The sequence below is a fragment of the Pseudomonas sichuanensis genome (assembly GCF_003231305.1).
Lineage (GTDB): Bacteria > Pseudomonadota > Gammaproteobacteria > Pseudomonadales > Pseudomonadaceae > Aquipseudomonas > Aquipseudomonas sichuanensis.
This window is the reverse complement of sequence record NZ_QKVM01000007.1, coordinates 41,743-62,821: the sequence shown is the minus strand read 5'-3', so window position 1 is coordinate 62,821 and position 21,079 is coordinate 41,743. Positions and strand designations below refer to the sequence as shown.

14 protein-coding genes are annotated in these 21,079 nt (G+C 64.4%); 7 read left to right on the top strand and 7 right to left on the bottom strand.

Annotated features, from left to right (window positions below; genetic code table 11):
- The 6 genes from DM373_RS05560 to DM373_RS05540 all read right to left on the bottom strand — a co-directional run bounded on the left by DM373_RS05560 (position 1) and on the right by DM373_RS05540 (position 6,509).
- Positions 1-1,566, bottom strand: a complete 1,566-nt coding sequence (locus DM373_RS05560) for a GumC family protein (protein ID WP_110992630.1) — start codon at positions 1,564-1,566, stop codon at positions 1-3.
- Between the two features lie 19 nt (positions 1,567-1,585).
- Entirely contained in the window at positions 1,586-2,656 is a 1,071-nt protein-coding gene (locus DM373_RS05555; RefSeq protein WP_425272564.1) for a hypothetical protein, read from the bottom strand.
- Between the two features lie 73 nt (positions 2,657-2,729).
- Positions 2,730-3,290, bottom strand: a complete 561-nt coding sequence (locus DM373_RS05550; RefSeq protein WP_110992628.1) for a polysaccharide biosynthesis/export family protein — start codon at positions 3,288-3,290, stop codon at positions 2,730-2,732.
- Positions 3,291-3,612: 322 nt separating this feature from the next.
- Positions 3,613-3,789: an EPS-associated small membrane protein EppA gene (gene eppA / locus DM373_RS28910; RefSeq protein ID WP_167409801.1), complete on the bottom strand. Its 177-nt coding sequence runs from the start codon at positions 3,787-3,789 to the stop codon at positions 3,613-3,615.
- Positions 3,790-4,173: 384 nt separating this feature from the next.
- Complete coding sequence (locus DM373_RS05545) at positions 4,174-5,289, bottom strand: glycosyltransferase 61 family protein (protein ID WP_110992627.1); 1,116 nt, start codon at positions 5,287-5,289, stop codon at positions 4,174-4,176.
- A gap of 65 nt (positions 5,290-5,354) precedes the next feature.
- Positions 5,355-6,509: a GNAT family protein gene (locus DM373_RS05540; protein WP_110992626.1), complete on the bottom strand. Its 1,155-nt coding sequence runs from the start codon at positions 6,507-6,509 to the stop codon at positions 5,355-5,357.
- Between the two features lie 324 nt (positions 6,510-6,833).
- Between DM373_RS05540 and DM373_RS05535 the strand changes: the two genes are divergently transcribed.
- Positions 6,834-10,679, top strand: a complete 3,846-nt coding sequence (locus DM373_RS05535; protein ID WP_110992625.1) for a leucine-rich repeat domain-containing protein — start codon at positions 6,834-6,836, stop codon at positions 10,677-10,679.
- Between the two features lie 21 nt (positions 10,680-10,700).
- Here the strand turns inward: DM373_RS05535 and DM373_RS05530 are convergent, their stop codons facing one another.
- Positions 10,701-12,944, bottom strand: coding sequence for a putative bifunctional diguanylate cyclase/phosphodiesterase (locus DM373_RS05530; protein ID WP_110992624.1), 2,244 nt, complete (start codon positions 12,942-12,944; stop codon positions 10,701-10,703).
- Between the two features lie 139 nt (positions 12,945-13,083).
- Between DM373_RS05530 and DM373_RS05525 the strand changes: the two genes are divergently transcribed.
- The 6 genes from DM373_RS05525 to DM373_RS05500 all read left to right on the top strand — a co-directional run bounded on the left by DM373_RS05525 (position 13,084) and on the right by DM373_RS05500 (position 21,059).
- The gene (locus DM373_RS05525) at positions 13,084-14,703 is read left to right on the top strand and encodes an NADP-dependent glyceraldehyde-3-phosphate dehydrogenase (protein ID WP_110992623.1); all 1,620 of its coding nucleotides are present in this window, start codon (positions 13,084-13,086) and stop codon (positions 14,701-14,703) included.
- Positions 14,704-14,864: 161 nt separating this feature from the next.
- On the top strand, positions 14,865-15,332 hold the full coding sequence (locus tag DM373_RS05520) for a VOC family protein (RefSeq protein WP_110992622.1): 468 nt from the start codon (positions 14,865-14,867) through the stop codon (positions 15,330-15,332).
- Between the two features lie 87 nt (positions 15,333-15,419).
- On the top strand, positions 15,420-16,616 hold the full coding sequence (locus DM373_RS05515; RefSeq protein ID WP_110992621.1) for a hypothetical protein: 1,197 nt from the start codon (positions 15,420-15,422) through the stop codon (positions 16,614-16,616).
- Positions 16,617-16,979: 363 nt separating this feature from the next.
- Positions 16,980-18,311, top strand: a complete 1,332-nt coding sequence (locus DM373_RS05510; protein ID WP_110992620.1) for a hypothetical protein — start codon at positions 16,980-16,982, stop codon at positions 18,309-18,311.
- Positions 18,312-18,331: 20 nt separating this feature from the next.
- The gene (locus DM373_RS05505; RefSeq protein WP_110992619.1) at positions 18,332-20,572 is read left to right on the top strand and encodes an Ig-like domain-containing protein; all 2,241 of its coding nucleotides are present in this window, start codon (positions 18,332-18,334) and stop codon (positions 20,570-20,572) included.
- 16 nt (positions 20,573-20,588) lie between these two features.
- Positions 20,589-21,059 (top strand): curlin, encoded by a 471-nt coding sequence (locus tag DM373_RS05500; protein WP_110992618.1) that lies wholly within the window; start codon positions 20,589-20,591, stop codon positions 21,057-21,059.
- The last annotated feature ends 20 nt before the right edge of the window (positions 21,060-21,079 follow it).

The following is a 21,079-nucleotide window of genomic DNA, read 5'->3' as shown; positions in this document are numbered from 1 at the left end:
CTAGCCAAACCGCGCCATAGTTTTAAACAGTAGTAGATCCAGCGGCATATAGAAGAGATGCACAAGCAGCAGCAGGACCAACGCCATCACCAACGCGCCAATGATCCCCCACGCTCGCCATTTCTTGCGTCGCGCCTGCTCAGCCTGGGTGGAGATGAATGGCACGGCTACCAGCACGCGCCGGCCGAGCACGCTCTCCAGGGCGCCGACACCACGCACCCGCTGATTGAGCAACTCAAGCAGCATTACCAGCGCCCCGCCACCGGCAGGTGCGAGCACCAGGCCCAGTGCGACGATTTTCTTGCGGTTGGGTTTTACCGGTTTCTCCGGCATCAGCGGTGGCTCCAGCAGCACGAAGCGCTCGGCCTTGTTTTCCTGCTCCAGGCTTTCGGTGATCTTCGCCCCCATTTCCTTGGCGCGGATCTCTTCGTACTTCTTGCGTGCGTTGTCATGGTCACGCATCAGGGTGACCAGGCCGCGCTCGACTTGCGGGGCTTGGAGGATTTCCGCTTCGTACCCTTCGATCTTGCTGCTCAGCTGGCGTTTCTGCTCGGCCAGCGAGGCAATCCGGTCCTGGGCCGCCACCAGCTTGGCCCGGGCCCGAGCTACGTCGAGGCTCACGCCCGAGGCGGCGTTGGCTTTGCTGCCGCTGGCCTGCAGCGCGTCGATCTTGCGCTTGACCGCCAGCACATCCGGGTGCGCTGGCGTGTAGCGGGTCAGCAGCCGAGCGTACTCTGCCTTGAGGCTGGGCAGGTCCTGCATCTGGTCGGGTGCACTCGAACGTGCGCCATCGGTCTTGGTCGCAACCCCTGCATTCGCCGCCGACAGCTCCAGCTCCATGTAGCGAAGCTCCTCCTGGGCACTCTTGTAGTCGCGATCGACTTCACGGAACTCCAGCTCCGAGCGGGACAGCATGCTCATGCGCAAGGCCTGGTTCTCGGGCAAGGCATTGGCATTGGCCTGTTTGAAATCGGCGAGCTGGTTCTCCAGGGTGGCCAGCTCGGCGCCGAGCTTGTTGGCTTCCTGGGTGAGGAACTCGGTGGTTTCACTGGCCCGCTCGGTGCGTTGCTTCATGTTCTCGTTGAGGAACAAGGTGACCAGTTCGGTGGCAACTTCCTTGGCCACTTCCGGGCGCTTGTGCTCGAACGAGACGTTGAACGCCACCGTGGTCTCGCCGCGGCCCTTGACGAAGGTGCTGAGGGTAGTGACAAGGATCGCGTTGCGCATCTGGTCGATCTTGTCCGACTCGCTGAGCTGGTGGCCCTTGTCGTTGAACAAGCCGTACTTGTCCATGATCTGCAGCAGGTTCTCGCGGGTCATCACGCGCTGGCGAATGACCTCGATGCGCTCATCGGCAAAGCTGTTGTTGTTCGCCGAAACCAGCTCTGGCGAGATCTGCTGCGACTCCACCAGGATGGTGCCGGTCGACTGAAAGGTGGGCGGCACCGTCAGGGCAATCCCGACCGTCACCGCCAGGATGACGATCATGCTCAACCCCAGCAGCAGGGCCCGGTCCTTGATGATGGCGAGGTAATCTTTGACGGACATCTCGTATTCAGTCTTCATGGCGGGCCCACGCTGAAAGTCAAAGGTCTGGGAGTCTGTAGGTCAGGGTCAATCCAATGATCGTAGCGACTGCATCCGGCACGTGGTCCTGCTGACGTTCCTTGTACATCATCGACAGGCGCAAGTCCCAGAACGGCGAGAATTCATGGCTGGCCCAGGCGCTGTAGGTCTGCAGGGTGTTCGGCGTCTGGCCCTTGCTGTCCTGCCAGGACGCTTCAAGGCCCACACGGTTGGTCTCGCTCACGGCATAGCTCCACAGCCCGCGCACCATGTCGAGCTCGGCGAAACCGCCCTCGGCGCTGGCGACGGTACTGCGTTCGGCGCTGAAGCTGGCATCGGCACGCTCACCGTTGTAGTTGAGCGCCACCCCGCCCTCGCCACGGCGCCCGCCACCGGATCCGGAGACCTGGTTGACGCCAGCGTGCACAGTGCCTTCAAGCCGATCGGTCAGCTGGTACTTCACGCCGACTGTCGGGGTATAGCTGTTGGTGGCCCGCGCCGTGTCGGTCTGCTCGGGTTCATAGCGGCGCACCAACAGGCCGGTGAACACATCGGTGCGGGCGTTCCAGGCGTAAGTCAGGGTAGTGGCGTTGGCATACTCGTCGTAGCCCGTCAGCGTGGTGATGTCGTAACGGGCGTGGGAGTAGGTGGTCTGGTTGTCCAGGGTGGTGCGTTCGGTGAGGGCGTGGGTCCAGTTACCCGTCAGCAGGGTCATCTTCTGGGTGCCGTCGGTGGTCACCACACCGGTGTCCAGAACGCTGCCGGACAATGTCGAACTTTCGACATACTGCGCCTTGAGCCCGAAGCGCCCCTTGTCGGTATCGCGTTGCCAGCCGAGGCTGACGTCGGGGTCTTCACGGTTGCCCATCACATTGGTGTCGGAGGAGCGCAGCACATGCACGCCGAGCCCCAGGTTCACCTGGTCGCGGCCGTAGGTACCGACAAGGTTGTAAGTGGGCTCGATGAGTGTGCGCATAACACCCTTCTCGTCAGACGTCAGCAACAGCGGGTTGCTGTCGTACTCGACGGTCGTGGGTACCACGACCGAAGACTGCCAGTTGGCGGCCTGTACCAGGCCGGAAAACGGCATCATCATGATTGCCGTTGCAACGCTTGTTGTTCGAATAATTGGCACTATGCGGTCTTAATATTGAGTAGACAGATCAGGGAACGACCAGAGTGTCGCCCGCCTGGAGTTGGAAGTTGGTGGACAGGTCACGCCCGGAAACCAGATCCTTGTAACGCACCGGCAGAACCTTTTGTGTCGCGCCCGTACCGCGAATGACCTTGATGGCGCTTTCGTCAGCGAATTTGTCCAGGCCGCCCGACATGCTCAACGCCTGCAACACGGCGGTGGGGCCTGCCATAGGCACCGGGCCGGGCTTGATCACCTTGCCCTGCACATAGACGAGGTTGCCGGCGGTACCGGTCACCACGACGCTGACATTAGGCTCGGCGAGGTACGCCTTCAACCCGGCGCTGATCTTTTGCGCGGCGGCGGTCGGGTCGAGCCCGGCCACATTGACCCGCCCCGCCAGCGGGAAGGTGATGCTGCCGTCAGGCAGGACAGTGGTTTCCTGGCGCAGGGTTTCTTCCTGCCAGACCGAGATCATCACCCGGTCGCCAGGGCTCAGCAGATAGGGGGTAGCGGATGGGTCATCAGCACGGCCGGCACCGGACCACAGCATCAGCACGCACAGCACAGCAGACATTAGACGTACCATGGGGTCCCTCCGGCCTGATGGCCTGCAAAGAGCACTGATTGAGAACAACGCACTACATCTCGCTCTGGTCGCGGCGAAAACCGCCGCCGCGATGGCCCCGATCATCCTGGAAGCCAGTACCGTCTTGCGCCTGATCGCTGACACCTGAGCGTCAAGCTCGCCGGCTACTGGAATATAGCAATGGTAGGAAAATTGACAAGCTTCTGTAGGATGCCAGGGCCGCCAACAACACATTTCACCTGTCAATTTACTGGCTTATTACCAAAAAGCATTGCAACTTTTAACGCAGCCTTTAATGGCTTACACAACTCATTGACGCACTTCAAATTTTACTTCTGTTGGCAACAGCTACAAAACCGATCACCGCAAAAACGAACAGCCAACCCGCCGTCGCCAAAGGAATAACGCTGGCATGGCTCATATAGGAATCGGCTGCCCGTGCGGCGCCGCTCAACAGGACCAACAGAAAAATCGATTTAATGAAGAGTGTCGAGCGCATAATCCCCTCCTGCACAAGAGGATGAACGTTATTGTTGGGGAACAAAGACTGTATCGCTGTTGAATTTGAGCTTATGGGCACAGTGACACTACGTCAACGATCCGACACCATAATAAATCTCAATCGAAGACCTCTGTTCACGTCAATTTCTCGCCAAATGAAACATGCAGGGATTTGACATCGACACGGCCCGGCCGAATGGCTGCGAAAGGTGTTTATCTTCGGCTATTTTCGGATTACCACAAGAGTGCTTGAAGTATCCATCAAGCACTTGAAGCGACCAGGCAGCGGCTCAGGTGTTTCACCGATGAGAAGCCAAATGCTAATGCTTCAGCTTACAGTCAAAACACCAACGCCTCGCCTCCATGGCCACCGGGGCCACGCTCACAATGGCATCAAGTCCAACGTGCGCTCCACTTCTGCCACATCAATCCGAAAGCCATCACCCTCCGGCACCCCGACCACAAAGCCGAAATGCTGGTGATCGCGATCGGTCAGGTACTTGTAGTAACTGACAAACCGGTTCGGCGGCTGCAAGGTCAGCACGCTGCCACCTGGCTGCAGCACGTTGACGCCATGCACCAGCTGGCTGCCCTCGACGCCGATCACCACCTGCGCCCCCGCGCAGGCAGCGACGATACTCGGCACATCGGCCCGGAGCGGGTCGATGATGCGAAAGCCTCGGGTCTTGGCCAGGTGTTCGGCGACCGCGATTTCATTGCGCAACAAGCGCAAGTCGCCATCGCCGCCACGCAGGATGAACACCCCCGGGTGGGGCGCTGCATCAACATGCGCCAGCAGTTTCTGGCCCATCGCGCGGTAGCGGGCATGCCGGCTGCGGTTGTTGCAGTGGTCGTCGAACAAAACCAGTTCGCGGAAAAACGCACTGTGCAGGCGCAGCGGTCGCATATCCAGCCAATCTTCATAGGCCGGGGCCTGGGTGAACAGCGGGAATCGCGCCGACGGCGCGGTGGTCACCGGCACCCCCTCGTCACAGGCCAGGGCATAAGTGACGCAGTCTTCCATCAGCCAGGTACCAAACCACGAGTTGCCGTTCTGCGTGCAATAAACGGCGCCACGCTCGATCTCATGGTCCACGCTGATCCGTGGGAAGGTGCTGGGTTTTCGCGATAACCAATGGCTGGCATTGCCCTTGTAGAGCGCGCCGTCGATCAGCCAGGCGTCCTTGATCAGATAGCCACGGGTTGCGCCCTGCTCGATGCACTCCCCGCCCTCCATGGTCCGTGCGGGGTGGACATAAGGGTAGAAACGCTTGCCTTCCCAGCCGGTCACTCGCTCCAGCTGGCCTGGGAGATAAAAGGCCGCTGGCGAAACCGTGGATTCGCCGGGCGCAATGTCCCAGCTTTTGTCCGCAATACTTTTAAGGTCGATGTCCGGTTTGCGCCCAAGGCGCTTTCTGGCCATGTTCTTGTAAGCAGCCAGCGTCCAGGTGTTATGTCGGGTGGGCGGTGCGCTGAAATTCGAAATACCACTTCCCATGATGTCCCCCCTGCTTGAGCACAGCGTCACTGGTTTGGCGCAACATCCGCTGGAAGTACCGGACGTCAGCTGGACACGACCCGTTCCATGGTCGGCGGAGTCTGCACGCTGGCGTAACGGCCGCGCAGGTTTTCCAGAAACTGCTCACCCGCGCCTTTTGCGCCATACAGGTAGATCTTGTGCAGGCCGCCGAACACCATTTCATGGTACCGACTGGCCACTTCCTCATCGCTTGGCCCGTCGGGCACACCCAAGTGCAGCGTCAGCTTGTTGCCCTCAACGGCAAACAAAGGTGTGTCCCAGAGAAACTGGGCAACGCCCGCCTTGGGCAGCCGGACAAACATGTACGCGTGGTTGTTCAAGCCATCGATATCCCCACCGCGCCGTCGTTTCCATTTCAGCAGCCCGTCATCTGGCCGCGCCACGCACAGGCCGATGTCGTAATAGTCGTAGCCCTGCTCCAGGGCCCACTCGAGGGCCATGAAGGTGGTGATCGAGTTGACCTCGCGCAGGCGCTTCGCGTCCGCGAACACCGCTTCGCAATAACCGAAGCGCAGGGTGCTCCAGTAACGTTTGCCGCCACGGGTGATCTCGCACCCCAGGTGACAGGCAACCACCTCGCCCTCCAGCGTGATCAGGTCGAGCCGGCCGACCCCCTTGGCCAGGCGGAACACATCGTCGGTGGGAAACTGCGCGGCATGAATACCCTGCCGTGCCGAGGCGTACGGGCGCAGCAGATCGCGATCGGCCATGGCGATTTCGTCATCGTCCAGGGTCTGGCGCATCTGATACAGCGGCCGGTTCTTGCGGATGCTGCGGCGCAGTTCACTGTCGTAACGCGCGGTGATCTCTTCCAGCGGGCGCCCCAACGGCACCACGGCGCTCAGGTAATGCGGCACGTTCAAGGCGCCGGTGGTCGGCATCTCGCTCACCACCACCACGTGCCCCGAGGCTGCAGGCTGCACGTGCTCGTTGGCGGCGGGCGCATTGCCCTGCCCCTTGCCGCCGATGAGCAACTTGGCCATTTCCCGGCGCTGCTTGCGACCGATGTACAGAATTTCGTAGGGGCTTTCCTGTTGCAGGCGGAACCTGGCTATTTCCCAGCGCCAGAAACAGGCGCGCCCGAGAAAATCGCGTAACCTGTTTGATACATTCCTGAGTTCATAACGCATGGAGGGCGATATGAATCTACGGGCAACAGCCGCCAAGTATTGTTTCATCGCGCGTCAACGTCCCTTGCTGTTATCGGATGGACACACCTGAATAAAACTGCCTAAGTGCTTGAAGCGCCAACCTAACCATTTGATATTCAACAATTATAAAATCATTAACTGCACTCACATTTAGAAACAATTAAAGGTGCAAGAAAATCACTTTGCAAGCGGCACATTGATATCAAGGCCAGGTATTCCTTGGCGCCAATTTAATAGCCAAGCACAGTGTTTCCAGGTCCGCCTGCCTATCGTCCCCGTCATTAGCTATCTACCGCACCCGCTGAATCTTTTCGGCGCCTGCTGTTCGCTCAATCGAACAGGAGTCACCGCATGCCCTACCCGGCTATCAACCCGCATCAACAGCTACTCGAACAGCAGCTGCCTGGCTGGACCCAACCACTACCAACCGAACACTGGCAAGCTCTGCGCGGCGCGCTGGAGCCCGCCCAAGGCCTGCCCGGGGCAGAGGCCGACTGGTTCAACAATGCCGCCCCCGACCTGCGCGAAACCCTGCTCGCCAGCCAGGGCCGCCTGGCACGCTCGCAACAGGCCTTGTCCCGCGCACTCAAGGGGCTGCAGCAAATAAGCGAATTCTGCGAGCCCCTGCTGCAAGCACAACTTGCTCAAGACGGCATGCTCGCATCTGTACGTGACACCCAACTGCTGCATGTGCAAAGCGAGTGGTCCTGGCTGGGCACCCGCTTCCTGTACCGCAGCGAACGGCACAGCCTGCTGCAGGCGGCATTGCTCAACTTTGCTGGCGATGAATCGTTCGACAGCCACAGTGCCATTGCTGCGGCAGCCGACATCAACGTGCAGCCGATCACCGTCGAAGGTTTCGCGCCAATCGGTTTCGACACCCCGGGCGCTACCTTTCAGATGACCTCCGAGGCCTATCAGGTCAAAGCCCTGCCCCTCACCCCCCAGGCCTTTGCCAACAGCTGCAGGCAACTTGACCTGGGCCAACGTTACCAGGAGCACCTGCAGCACATCTTCGACGGCAGCGACCAGGCACGGTTGCGCTCCCTGGCCATGACGGTGCAGCGCGACCGCCTGCGGGTGGCGGCTGACATCGGCTACCTGCGCCACGCCCTCAGCGGCACCGCCCGCGATGAAGTGGAACGCCTGCTCAACGGTGAACCCGGCAGCTGCTGGACGCTCACGCTGTTCGGCATTCTCTTGCATGAGGTGCTGCTGATCGATGCTGGCAAGGCCGGCCTGCTGTTGTACCTGCCTGGCCATAGCCCCGCATTGCAACTGTGCAAGGATCAACAAGCAGTGGAGGCTGCGCTGGCGCAACGGTTGATCGACCCGCAAGCCCGCCAGCAATTTCTGGCCTACCTGCCGCTTGACCAGCGCGCGCAGTTCCTCGACCTGCTGCGCCAGAACCTCGACGCCAGTGGCCTCGGCCTCAGCGACCAGACCTGGGTCAGTGCCAGCCCGGCGAGCCTGTACCTGACCCTCACCCCGGTGTCTGGCGAAGTATTCGGCTTCCTTCAGGATCGGCACCTGGCCCGGCTCAAGGCCGAAGCGCGCCTGCTGGCAGTCCCGACCGCCGATGCCGACGCGCAGGCGCGCAAGCGCCGTCGCGACGAGTGGCTGAGCCTGGGCATGGATGTACTGACCGTTGCCGGTTTTTTTGTCCCCGGGGTCGGCACCCTGCTGCTTGCCGTCATCGCCTGCCAACTGCTGGACGAGGTCTACGAGGGCTATGAAGCATGGAGCATCGGCGATCGCCAGCTGGCTTTGCGTCACCTTGAGGCCGTAGGGCTGAACCTGGCCTTGATCGGTGGCCTGCATGTGGCCGGCAAGGTGTTGCCGAAGCTGTTCAACAGCTCGCTGATGGAAAGCCTCGATCAGGTCCGAGTGGCCGACGGCAGCCGACGGCTATGGCGCCCGGACCTTGCCCCATATCGCAGCCCGATGGCCCTGCCTGAGACGCTGCAAGCCAACGTCAGCGGGCAGTTCGAACATGGCGGCAGGTATTTCATCCGCATCGACGGACATCTGTATGAACAGCGCCTCGACCCACAGTTCAAGCGCTGGCGCATCGTTCACCCGGAGCGCAAAGACGCCTATCAGCCGCTGCTCGAGCACAATGGCGAAGGCGCCTGGCATGCCGAGCACGAACAACCCCAGGACTGGGGCCTGGTCGACCTGATACGGCGCTTGGGGCCGGAGTTCACGGGTTTCACCGACGATGAGCTGCGCCGGGCCACACAGGTGTGCGGCCTGAGCGAAGACGCCCTGCGCCAGGTTCACCTGCGATCCAGGCCCGCCCCGCCACTGCTGGCCGATACCCTTGCACGCCTGCGTGCCGAGCAGCAGGCCCTGGCCCGGATTGCGCAGGACGCCACCCTCGCCCACGCGCCACTGTTCGAGGATTACTACAATCCAACCCGCCCAGCTGACCCACTGGTCGATCAACTGCTGATCGCCCATCCCCGCCTGACCCGGCCGCTGGCCACGCGCCTGGTCGCCAGGCTCGCGGCCAGCGAGCGCCGCACCGGCCAACTGCCGGCCTGGCTCGACAATGCCGCCCGCCAGGTGACAAGCGACTTGCCCCTCACCCGTGCCCTGGAAGGCGTGTGGTTACCACGCCTGGCCTCGACCGACAGCGAGCGCCTGTTGCTCATGTGCGTCGAGCGGATGTCCGGCCGCTCGGCGCTACGCCTGGAACTGCGCGCTGGCAGCCCCCAAGGAACAGTGCTGCATGCCATCGGCGACAGCCAGGCAAGCGAACGCTACACCCTGATCAAGTCCGCCGAGGGGTATGAGGCTTACCGCGGCGAGCGCCCGGTAGCCGGCACGATCGATCAAGACCTGTGCCGCGCACTGGTTCAGGTCTTCTCCAGCGCCCGGTTACAGGCGTTGGGGCTGCGCATCGAGGGCGCGGAAGGTTTGCGCGAGCAGGTGTTGGCCCTGGCCCAGGATAATCGGCAGGGCCTGGCCAGACGGCTCTGGGGCAGCGCTCCCGCGCGGTGGCGACAGGGCGAGCTGCGCGGCGGCGATGCAGGAGGCGCCTACCCGCCGCCGTTGCTGCGTAACGCCACCCGTGGACGCTACCGGCGTCTGTACCCCAGCGCCGATGACCAACAGTTCCTGGCCGACCTGTCACGCTGGCGCATCCACGGCATTACCCCGGGGCTCGAGCTGGGCAGGCTGGAAGCGCGCCTGCAACGCCTGCGCGACGACTTGGCCGAATGGTCGGCCGGTTCACCCCGGCGCCAGCGGGCCGTGCGCCCGATCCTCGACGCCTGGCACCGCGACTCACCCAGCCCGATCGCCTCGGACCAGGGCATCCAGGCCCTGGACCTGACGGGCCTCGAACTGACCAACGAGGATATCGCCAGCCTCGCCCTGCCGGATGACTTCAGGCACGTCGCGGAGCTCGAGCTCAGTAGCAACCCGCAGTTGAGCTGGCTGCACCCGGAATTCCTCGAGCGCTTCCCACTGCTGGAGCGCCTGCACCTGCGGGACAACCGATTCGCCACCTTGCCGGAGCTGGCCACGCCACGGCGGTTGATCTCGCTCGACTTGCAAGGCAACCGCATCACCTGGGACGACCTGGCCCAGGCACGCCTGGAGCGCTCGCCCAACCTGCTGCACCTTGACCTCTCCGACAACCCGCTGCTGCGCGCACCCGACATCGGCAACCTGCGGGGCCTGCAACTGGTGAGCCTCGACAACACCAGCCTCACGCAATTGCCACAGGGGCTGGACAGCCTGCCAACGCCAACCGAAGCAAGCGACGGCATCGGCCTGTCGGTGCTGGACCTCTCCGACAACCAGTTCACGACCCTGCCGCAGGGGGTGGTGTTCCCGGAGCACGTCGCCCGGGCCATGGAACTGGAGAGCGATTGGCTGACGCCTGCCGTGCGGGACCAGATTGATGCGTACTACCAAGCGCATGGCATCGACCTGCTGGTGGCCGACTACCAGTACGAAGAGCTCCTCGAGGGCACTACTGCCGCCCAACAGGCGATCTGGCAGCGTCTGCCCATTGCCTATCGACGCGGGCTGCGCGCCGTTCTGGTCAACGATGCCTACATGCACGACCCGAATGCCGCACTGGCGGAACTCTGGCGGCGCCTGCAGCGCATCGACGCAGAGCCGCTGATGCATGACTATGCGATGAGCCAGGCCCCCTGGCGAATACTCGAGTTGCCCATGTAGTGCAACCTGCAGCGGCGACGCTCACTCCCTGGCCGGGCGCCGCCGTTCGCGGTGCTCGGCCAGCCAGTGCTGCAAGGCCGACGCCGGCATCGGCCGGCCAAGCAAGAAGCCCTGCCCCTGATCGCACCCGGCGTTACGCAGAAAGTCGTACTGTTCCTGCGTCTCGATCCCTTCGGCGGTGATCCTGAAACCCAAGGCATGCCCCAGGTCGATGATCGCCCGGGCGATGGCCACCGCGTCGTCGTCGCCAGGCAGGTCCTTGATGAAGGCGCGGTCGATCTTCAAATGGTCGATCGGCAGCGCGCGCAGGTAGGCCAGCGACGAATAGCCCGTGCCGAAGTCGTCCACCGCAGTGGCCACGCCCATCGCCTGCAACTGCGCCAGCACCGCGCAGGCCTGTTGCTGGCTCTCCATCAGCAGGCTCTCGGTGATCTCCACTTCCAGCAGGCTGGCCGGCAGCCCGTGCAGCTCCAGGGCACAGGCCAGGGCGCTGACATAGTCGCTGCGCTCAATCTGCAGCGCCGCCACGTTGATCGCCAGCGGCCCGGGCAGCAGGTCCTGTGCTCGCCACTGCGCCAACTGCGCGCAGGCCAGCTCCAGCACCCGCTCGCCCAACGGAATGATCAACCCGGTACGCTCGGCCAACGGAATGAATTCACCCGGAGACACCAGGCCGTGCTGCGGGTCGCGCCAGCGTAGCAACGCCTCGACCCCTTCCAGGCCACCACTGAACAGGTCGAGCTTGGGCTGGTACCACAGCTCGAACTCGTTGTATTCCAAGGCCCGGCGCAGGTTGCGCTCCAGCTCCAGGCGCTGCTGCAGGCGTTCGGTCATGTCCGGGTGGTACGGACGCCAGGCGTTGCGGCCGCTCTCCTTGGCCGCATACATGGCGGTGTCGGCGTGGCGCAGCAGGCTGTCGGCGTCCTCGCCATGTTGCGGGCACCAGGCCAGGCCAATGCTGCCGGTGACCAGGCTGGCATTGCCGTTGAGGTCGAACGGCCGCTGCAGGCAACGCAGCACGGCGCGGATCTGGTGGCTGACCTGGCCTTGCGCGCCCTGCAGCATGAACACGAACTCGTCGCCACCCAGCCGGCAAACCCGGTCTTGCGTGTCCAGTTCCTGCAAGAAGCGCGCGGTGGCCTGCTGCAGCAACAGGTCGCCCATGGGGTGGCCGAGGCTGTCGTTCACCTGCTTGAAGCCGTCGATATCGAGCATCAGCACGGCCAGGCCATGGCCCTGATCGATGGCCGCACTCAACTGCTGCAGGAACAACACGCGGTTGGGCAGCCCGGTGATGGTGTCGTAATGGGCCAGCCGCTCCAGCTGGGCCTGGTATTGACGCAGCTCGCGGTTACGCAGCGCGAGCAGGCGCTGCTTGCGGTTGAGCTGGGCGACGAACAGGCTGAACAGGCCGGTGGTGGTCAAGGCAAACAGGAACAGCGGCGAGGCGAACAGATTGAGCCCCGACCAGCCGCCACGCGGCGCGGCCACCAGTTGCCAAAGGCCGCCCGGCACGTCCACGCTGACCTTCACCTGGGGCGCCTCGAACAGCTGCGCATCCCCCCAGATCACCTCGCCATCGGCCCCCTTGCCATCACTGCCACGCACTGCCAGTTCGAAGCCCGCCTCCGGGCGCAGGCCGGCGCTGAGCAGCAGGCGGTCGATGTCGGCGACGACCGAGAGGTTGCCCCAGTACAACTTCACCCCGCGCTTGCCGGTGACGAAGATCGGCCGCCGGTAGACCAGCCCTCGACCACCCTGCAGCAGTTGCAGGGGGCCTGCCAGTACCGGAGCCTGCCGGTCACGCGCCGACACCAGCAGCGGAAACTGCAGCGGCAAAAGCCGGTAATCGAGGCCAAGCAGCCGCTCGTTGCCCTCCAACGGGTAGACATCGCTCACCACATCACCCGGGGCCAGGGCGATATGGCGCATGTAAGGCACCGAAGCCAAGGCATCCCGGGCCATGCCGTGAAAATGCTCGACACTGATGCTGCCGTCGGCGCTGATAAGCTGGGCGATACCCTCGGCCTCGCTGAACGCTGCGCGCAACTGCGCCTCCAACGCCCCGCGCACACCGGACAGCCGCGCGGCAAGGTTGGCCACCTGCTCGGCCTGCTCACGCTGGGCATCGAGGTGGCCGAGCACCGCTGACAGGCCGATCCCGACCACGGCGAAACCTACCGGCAGCAGGCGATTGAGGGTGCGGCGCAGGGCGCCCTGTTCGGGCAAGGGGTCATCGAGTGCGGGGCGATTGTTGCTGGTCATAGGCCTGACATCGGAGTCGATTCATCCTGTATCGGCGCACCCTGGGCAATGTTGAGCCAGACTGGTTTTTTTCCTGCGCGGGGTGCATGCTCGGATGCTGAAGCGTTTCACCCAACCAAATACAAGAGGTGCTAGCTCCATGGAACGTCTGCTCGACTCGCTGTTTCCCACCCCTGACGGCATCCCCGCGCAATGGCGCCTGGACGAGCCCCTGGAGCAACGCGATTACCTGGTGGCCGGTGAACTCAGGCACTGGGACGGCCCGCTGGCCACGGTGCGCAGCCCGGTGTGGCTCAAGCACAGTGACGGCGAGCGCCAGGTGACCCTCGGCAGCGCGCCGCTGCTCGACGCCGACACCGCCCTTACTGCCCTGGACGCCGCGGTCCAGGCCTATGACAAGGGCCGCGGCGCCTGGCCGACGATGCGCGTGGCCGAGCGCATCCAGCATGTCGAAACCTTCCTGGCGCGCATGCGCGAACAGCGCACGGCGGTGGTCAAGCTGCTGATGTGGGAGATCGGCAAGAACCTCAAGGACTCCGAGAAAGAGTTCGACCGCACCTGCGACTACATCGTCGATACCATCAATGCGCTCAAGGACCTCGACCGCCGCTCCAGCCGCTTCGAGCTGGAACAAGGCACCCTCGGCCAGATCCGCCGCGCGCCCTTGGGCGTGGCGCTGTGCATGGGCCCCTACAACTACCCGCTCAACGAAACCTTCACCACGCTCATCCCGGCGCTGATCATGGGCAACACCGTGGTGTTCAAGCCGGCCAAGTTCGGCGTGCTGCTGATCCGCCCGCTGCTCGAAGCCTTCCGCGACAGCTTCCCGGCCGGGGTGATCAACGTCATCTATGGCCGTGGCCGGGAAACCGTCAGCGCCCTGATGGCCAGCGGCAAGATCGATGTATTCGCCTTCATCGGCACCCACAAGGCCGCCGCCGACCTTAAAAAGCTGCACCCACGCCCGCACCGCCTGCGCGCAGCGCTTGGCCTGGACGCCAAGAACCCCGGCATCGTGCTGCCCCAGGTCGACCTGGACAATGCCGTCGAAGAGGCGGTCACCGGCGCCCTGTCGTTCAATGGCCAGCGCTGCACCGCGCTGAAGATCCTGTTCGTCCATGAAGACGTGGTCGAGTCGTTCCTCGACAAGTTCCAGCGCAAGCTCGCCGCGCTCAAGCCCGGCATGCCCTGGGAGCCCGGCGTGGCGCTGACGCCACTGCCTGAGCCGGGCAAGCTCGACTACCTCGACGGCCTGGTGGCCGATGCCACCGGCAAGGGCGCGCGGGTGCTCAACGAAGGCGGAGGCCTCAGCCGCGGTTCGTTCTTCTACCCCGCCCTGCTCTACCCGGTCAGCCAGGACATGCGCGTCTACCATGAGGAGCAGTTCGGCCCGCTGGTGCCGGTGGTGCCTTATCGTGACCTGCAGACCGTGATCGACTACGTGCTCGATTCGGACTACGGCCAGCAACTGAGCCTGTTCGGCAACGACCCCGCCACCATCGGCGCGCTGGTCGACACCTTCGCCAACCAGGTCGGCCGCATCAATATCAATGCCCAGTGCCAGCGCGGGCCGGACACCTACCCATTCAATGGCCGCAAGAACAGCGCCGAGGGCACGCTGTCGGTGCATGACGCGCTGCGGGTGTTCTCCATCCGCACGCTGGTGGCGACCCGGTTCCAGGAGGCGAACAAGGAACTGATCAGCGAGATCATCCGCAATCGCCAGTCGAGTTTCCTGACCACCGACTACATCTTCTGACCGGCGCCGCCGCCCCCGCGCTTGCAAAACGCGGGGGCGGCGCGTTTTTATAGGCAATCGATCTAAACCTCAGGTCGATTTCCTGCGCGCCTGTACGACTCTAAGTCACCACCGTGGCGCAACGCGCACATGGCCCACCCAGGTGAAAGGAGAGTACGCAAATGGCAGTCAAGCCCATCCCCGAAGGCCAGCACAGCATCACCCCCTACCTCGGCATCAAGGATGCCGCCAAGGCCATCGAGTTCTACAAGAAGGCCTTCGGCGCGGTCGAGATGTTCCGCCTTGAAGACCCCCAAGGCCGCGTCGGCCATGCCGAACTGAAAATCGGCGATTCCTCGCTGATGCTCGGCGACCCCTGCGACATGCCGAACACCCTCAAGCCGAGCCAGACCATCGAGCACCCAGCCGTCGGTCTGCACCTTTACGTCGAGGACTGCGACAAGGTCTACGCCCAGGCAATCGCTGCCGGCGCCAAGCCGTTGAGCGAGGTAAAGGACCAGTTCTACGGCGACCGCAGCGGCACCTTGAAGGATCCGTTCAATAACATGTGGTTCGTCTCTACCCACAAGGAAGACCTGAGCGTCGAGGAGATCCGCGCCCGCGCGGCGAAAATGTTCGGCGGCAGTTGAGCTGCAAGCCTCAAGCTGCACGCTTCAAGTTGAATCCCTCGCGGCTTTGCTTGAAGCTTGCAGCTCGTAGCTTGGAGCTGCCCCTTAATGCGAATCATCGAAAAATCCGCCGCGCAAGTGCGCAGCCTGACCCCGGCAGAAGAAGAGCTGCTGGTCGGCTTCGTCAACGGCACCCTCGCCGGCCCCCGACTGCTGCAGGCCAACCAGTGGCTGATGAAAGTGCGCGGCGCCAACCAGTGGCTGGCCTGCGACTGCCGCAAGGACGCCTTGCCGGTGCTCAACATATCGTTGAACGGCAGCACCGGCACGCTGTTCCTGCGCAACAACCCCGACACCCCCGAGCACGCCCCCGGCTGCCCGTTCAGCAAGGATGAGCGCGAAGCCGCCGAGCGCAGCGAGGAAATCAACCAACCTGCCGCCTGGTTGGCCCCGGATACGCCCTTGCGGCTGATCGGCGACTACCGCCGTGCCGATGAGCGCGAAGCCAGCGCAACCAGCCCGCGCACACCCGGTGAGCGCCGTGAACAGCAGCGCCTGCTGTCGCTGCTGCTGACCTGGATCGAGGCCAGCGGCCTGAACGTCTACGCCACCCACCTGAAGAAGGACCTCACCGCCCAGTTCGCCGAGCTGCGTGGCGTGGCCGCTCGCTACCCGTTGCTGGAGCGGGTGCCGGCCAGCAACTACCTGGAAACCCGCCTGGACATGAAGCACATGATGATGCTCAAGGCCCGCCTGCGCGAAGCCACGGTATTCGGCAACCACCGCCGCCATGGCCTGCTGCTCGACTGCGTGGACCAGATCAAGGGGCGCAAGGTGATCAATGCGCGCAGCGAGGATGGCTTCGACTTCCAGGGCCACCACCAGTATTGGGGCGGCAACCGCACCAGCGGCCCACTGCTTGCCCTGGCGCTGTATTCGCCGGCCACCGCCGGCAGCCATTTCTACGAAATGATCCACGTGGCCAGTGTGCCGGTGCTGTCGCGCGCGCAGCTGTTCCCGGTGTACCGCGACGAAGAGCGCGAACCGCTCAAGGCGCTGGTGTCGCTGATCGACTGGATGGCCGGCAAAGGCGTGAAGGTGCTGATGCGCCGCCCGGTGATCGGCGGGCAGGTCATGGATGAGCTGGTGCTCACCTCTGACCAGGACCGGGTGCTGTCGGTGTCGTTGCTGGAGCAGCCGGTCGGTCCGGAGCCGGACACCGAGCATTTCAAGCGCTACGCCGACTTCAAGAGCCTGGAGACCTTCCGCAAGTATGTGGCCGGGTTCTTCATGCGCGAACGGTAGTCAGCAGGCCCCAGCGCCGACCTCTGTAGGAGCGGCCTTGCGCCGCGAAAGGGCTGCACAGCAGCCCCAGCTATATGTGCCGCTGCCCAGAACCTGAGGCCGCTTCGCAGCCCTTTCGCGGCACAAGGCCGCTCCTACACACAGGTTCCGTGAATGCCGGTGATGCATCGTTTGGTGCGACACCCGATTCCCCAAAGCTGGGGCCACCTGCCCACCCCATTTTTCCAATATGTAGATGGCCAAACAGACTGTAGGCCTCGCCGTTAACGGCCTGCAGAGCATCCTGAGCAACCTGGCACAACACTTGCCGACTCCTCCCCAGACGCCCCAACCCATGGGCCCGTTTGCAGGAGGAATCGACTCATGCACCGACCGACACCCCGTCCGCTGGCCATCGCGATCGTCGCCGGCCTGCTCCAGCTACCGGCACAGGCTGCGTTGTATGCGGTCGACCCCGGTCCCTACCCTCCCGCGCCCGCAAGCGGCTTTCCCGCCTGGTACCAGGACAGTCACGGCCGCACCCTCGACCTGTGCCTGAGCAAGGCCGTGAGTTCTCGGGTTGCCGGTGCGCCTGGCGCGCCAGCCTACATGTGTACGCTGCTGCCCACGCCCGGCGTGTTCGATGACACCCAACCCATCGTGTTCCCCACCAACTTCCCTGACGAAGCCTTCTGGTTCACCGCCGATGCCGCGATCGTCGACGCCGCCCGCGGTATAACCCTGAGCTTTGGCACGGCCATCGAAGCGGCATTCGCCGCCGAAGAGCCGATCGCCGGCGACCAGGTCAGCTTCGCCCGGGTGCGCATTCGCGTCGATGTCCCGGTGGCAGGCACCTATACCGTCACCCACCCCTATGGCGTCGAAGTGTTCGACGTGCCGGCTGGCGGGCGCCGGGCGATCAACATGACCCGCGACATCGGTATCGCGGGTGCGGGCGACTTCAGTGGCGCACTCAAGGGCGATGTCGGGCCGTTCCTGCGCAGCGTCAACGGCCCGTATACCGAAGGCAACGAACGCTTCATCGGCGACCCCAACCTGGACGAGCCGGTCACCGGTAGCCCGTTCAACACCAACTATGTGCGCATCGAAGGCCCCAACGGCATCGACCTGCGCACCACGGTATTCAGCGTGTCCGGCAAGCTGTCCGAGGTCAACCGGCCCACCCCGCTGATCCCGCAGCGCAGCACGTACTCCCGGCATACCGAAAACGGCAACCTGCGCGCCCAGCAGGATGTGTTCGTCATGGCGCCGCCAGCGCCGGCCACCGTCACCCTCAGCAGCCAGAGCCCGGCACTGGCCTTGGGCGAAGCCAACGGCACCGGCAGCTGGTATGCCCAGTCCGTGCTCAACCCCACCCTGCCACTGACCCTGCAGGTCACTGCCGACAACAGCCTGGCCATCGCCACCAGCACCCCGACCACCACGCCGATGCCCTTGACCGACCTGGTGGTGATCAGCCGCGCCGAATACAGCCTGGGCAGCGGCCAACTGACCCTGGTGGCCAGCAGCAGCGACGAGACCAGCCCGCCGGCCCTCACCGCGCGCACCGGCAACGGTGCGCTGATCGGCAACCTGAGCGGCAGCGGCGCGGTGAAATCCATGACCACCGGGCTCACGCCGATACCGCCGGCCAAGGTGCAGGTCAGCAGCTCCCATGGCGGCAGTGACAGCGAAGACGTGGTGCTGGTGCCATGAACAGACTTCCAGGAGGCAGCATGAATACTTGGTCACGCCGGGCGCTGTGCGCCGCCGGTTTCAGCCTCAGCGTGAGCAGCGCGGCCTGGGCCGTGCTGACCGAGGTCGACCCGGGCCCCTACACCTTCGCCACTGGGGGTTACCCCATGTGGTACAAGGACGCCACCAACCTGTCGCTGGAGCTGTGCCAGTCGCGCGCCACCAGTACCCGCTTCCCCGGCGGGCCAGGCGCCCCGGCCTACATGTGCACCCTGCTGCCGGAGCCTGGGGTCTATGACGACACCTTGCCGCTGGTGTTCCCCGACAACTGGCCGCCCGAGATGTTCTGGTTCCTCGCCGAGACCTCGATCCCCGCAGTCGGCAACAGTGGCTACGAGCTGGAAGTCTATGTGGCCGGGGTTGAGGCGGCCTTCGCCGCCGAGAACCCGGTCGACGGCGACCAGCAGAGCTTCGCCCGCATCCGTATCCGTGCCTCCATCCCACAGGCAGGCACCTACACCATCACCCACCCCTACGGCGTGGAAACCGTCACCGTCGCCGCCAACCAAGTGGGCCGGCGCGCGGTCAACATCACCCGCGACATCGGCATCGGCGCACCGGGCAACTTCAGTGGTGCGCTCAATGGCAATATCGGGCCGTTCCTGCGCGGTGTCGACGGCCCGTACAGCGAAGTCAATCCGGACACCGGCGCCACCGAAACCTTCGTTGGCGACCCCAACACCACCGAAGCGGTGACCGGCAGCCCGAACAACACCAACTTCGTGCGCATCCAAGGCCCGGCAGGCACGATCCAGACCAACGTCTTCACGGTCTCCGGCAAGGTCCTCGACCAACGCGCCCAGACTCCGGTCACCCTCGAGCGTGCCACCTACTCGCGCAACGGTGTCGGCACTCGCGTCGAAGTCTTCGCCAAGGCGCCGAACACCGCCAGCCTGTGCCTGCGCAACGGCCTGGCGCTGGTCGGCACGCCACCCTCGCCCTGCCAGTTCAACCTGCTGCCAGACAACAACGGGCTGTTCTTCAGCCAGCAACTGAGCCAGGCCGCGCCACCGCCGGTGGTGGTGGTCACCGCCAGCAGCAGCGCCGGCACCACCAAACCCACCGCCGTGTCGAGCAAGCTCAGCGACGTCGTACGGGTCACCAACGCCCGCTACGACTGGGTCACCAAGCGCCTGCTGGTCGAGGCCCGCTCCAGCGACGAGGTGGCGGTGCCTGACCTGGTGGTGCAAGGCTTCGGGCGCATGTCCAAGGCTGGCGTGCTGCAAAGCCTGACGGTCAACGACCTGAGCCAGCCACCCGCCAGCATCACCGTCAAGTCCGCCCATGGCGGCAGCGACGTCGAGCCGGTGGTGGTGGTCGGCAATGCGCCGATCTCGGCCGGCAACCAGCCACCGCTGGCCCAGGCCGACAGCGCCAGTACCAGTGTCGGCGTCCCTGTCACCCTCAACCTGCTGGCCAACGACAGCGATCCGGACGGCAACCTGCCGCTGACCATCAGCGACCTCACCCAACCCGGCACCGGCCTGGGCGGCGTGGTGATGAACGGCACCACCGCCGTCACCTACACCCCACCGGCCGGCGCCACCAGCCCGCTGGTGGCGACCTTCAGCTACCGCGCCATGGATGCCAAGGGGCTGAAGTCGGACCCGGCCACGGTCACCGTCAACGTCGCGCCCAACCGGGCACCCACTGCGGTGGCCGACAGTGTCGCCACCCTGGGCGTACCCCTGACCATCGACGCCCTGGCCAACGACACCGACCCGGAAGGCAACCTGCCGCTGACCATCGCCAGCGTCACCCAGCCAATCCCGGCCGGGCGCGGCTCGGTGAGCACCAACGGCAGCACCATCACCTACACGCCACCGGCCACGGTCACCGCAGCGTTCAGCACCACCTTCACCTACATCGCGCGTGACTCGATTGGCGCCCTGTCCACCCCTGGCACGGTCACCGTGCAGGTGTCGCCACGGCCACCCCAGGAGACCTTCGCGGTCACCGCGGCGACGGTCACGGCCCGCTCCAACAACCGCTACAACTGGGACATCAGCGGTACCTCCTCGGTGACCACCGGCAACACCATCACCGTGCGGGTGACCACCACCACCGGCGTGCAGACCCTGGGCACCACTACCGTGCCGGTTACCGGCCGCTGGCGCCTGGCCGTCAGCAACAGCACCACGGCAGTCCCGACGGCGGCGCCTACGGCAACCGTGACCAGCAGCCAGGGCACCACGCGCACCGTCAACGTGGTGGTGCAGTGAGCCCCAGGAGCGCGCCATGAAACGCCTGTCCCCACTGCTGCTGTGCCTGGCCCTGAGTGGCCAGGCCTGGGCCGACGACCTGATGGACAACGCCGACCTCGCGGCCGGCAACGACCTGGGCGAGCCGCTGGTGCTGCGGCTGCTGCCCAGCGCTGCCGGCCAGCTGGCGGTGATCGAGCAGCAGGGCAACGGCAACCGCGCCGCCCTCGACCAGAACGGCGTGGCCCTGCTGGGCCAGATCGTCCAGGCCGGGGGCGCGCAGGAGGCGTACATCCTGCAGCAAGGCAGCGACCTGATGGCCTCGATCAACCAGCAGGGCTACGGCAACAACGCGTCGATCCGCCAGAACGGCAGCGGCAACACCGCCGCCATCGAGCAGATCGGCAACCACAACAACGCCACCATCGAGCAGAGCGGCACGGGGCTGACCAGCGCCGTGACCCAGGCCGGCAATGGCCAGCAAGTGCACATCACCCAATACCGTTAACGCCATCGACACCGCAGGAG

What these genes read in the sequence shown, in the direction of transcription:
- DM373_RS05555 (WP_425272564.1), bottom strand. Translation starts at nt 2,656, where the DNA reads ATGCCGTTTTCCGGCCTGGTACAGGCCGCCAACTGGCAGTCTTCGGTC.
- DM373_RS05505 (WP_110992619.1), top strand. Translation starts at nt 18,332, where the DNA reads ATGAATACTTGGTCACGCCGGGCGCTGTGCGCCGCCGGTTTCAGCCTC.
- DM373_RS05525 (WP_110992623.1), top strand. Translation starts at nt 13,084, where the DNA reads ATGGAACGTCTGCTCGACTCGCTGTTTCCCACCCCTGACGGCATCCCC.
- DM373_RS05500 (WP_110992618.1), top strand. Translation starts at nt 20,589, where the DNA reads ATGAAACGCCTGTCCCCACTGCTGCTGTGCCTGGCCCTGAGTGGCCAG.
- DM373_RS05515 (WP_110992621.1), top strand. Translation starts at nt 15,420, where the DNA reads ATGCGAATCATCGAAAAATCCGCCGCGCAAGTGCGCAGCCTGACCCCG.
- DM373_RS05535 (WP_110992625.1), top strand. Translation starts at nt 6,834, where the DNA reads ATGCCCTACCCGGCTATCAACCCGCATCAACAGCTACTCGAACAGCAG.
- DM373_RS05540 (WP_110992626.1), bottom strand. Translation starts at nt 6,509, where the DNA reads ATGAAACAATACTTGGCGGCTGTTGCCCGTAGATTCATATCGCCCTCC.
- eppA (WP_167409801.1), bottom strand. Translation starts at nt 3,789, where the DNA reads ATGCGCTCGACACTCTTCATTAAATCGATTTTTCTGTTGGTCCTGTTG.
- DM373_RS05550 (WP_110992628.1), bottom strand. Translation starts at nt 3,290, where the DNA reads ATGGTACGTCTAATGTCTGCTGTGCTGTGCGTGCTGATGCTGTGGTCC.
- DM373_RS05510 (WP_110992620.1), top strand. Translation starts at nt 16,980, where the DNA reads ATGCACCGACCGACACCCCGTCCGCTGGCCATCGCGATCGTCGCCGGC.
- DM373_RS05530 (WP_110992624.1), bottom strand. Translation starts at nt 12,944, where the DNA reads ATGACCAGCAACAATCGCCCCGCACTCGATGACCCCTTGCCCGAACAG.
- DM373_RS05560 (WP_110992630.1), bottom strand. Translation starts at nt 1,566, where the DNA reads ATGAAGACTGAATACGAGATGTCCGTCAAAGATTACCTCGCCATCATC.
- DM373_RS05545 (WP_110992627.1), bottom strand. Translation starts at nt 5,289, where the DNA reads ATGGGAAGTGGTATTTCGAATTTCAGCGCACCGCCCACCCGACATAAC.
- DM373_RS05520 (WP_110992622.1), top strand. Translation starts at nt 14,865, where the DNA reads ATGGCAGTCAAGCCCATCCCCGAAGGCCAGCACAGCATCACCCCCTAC.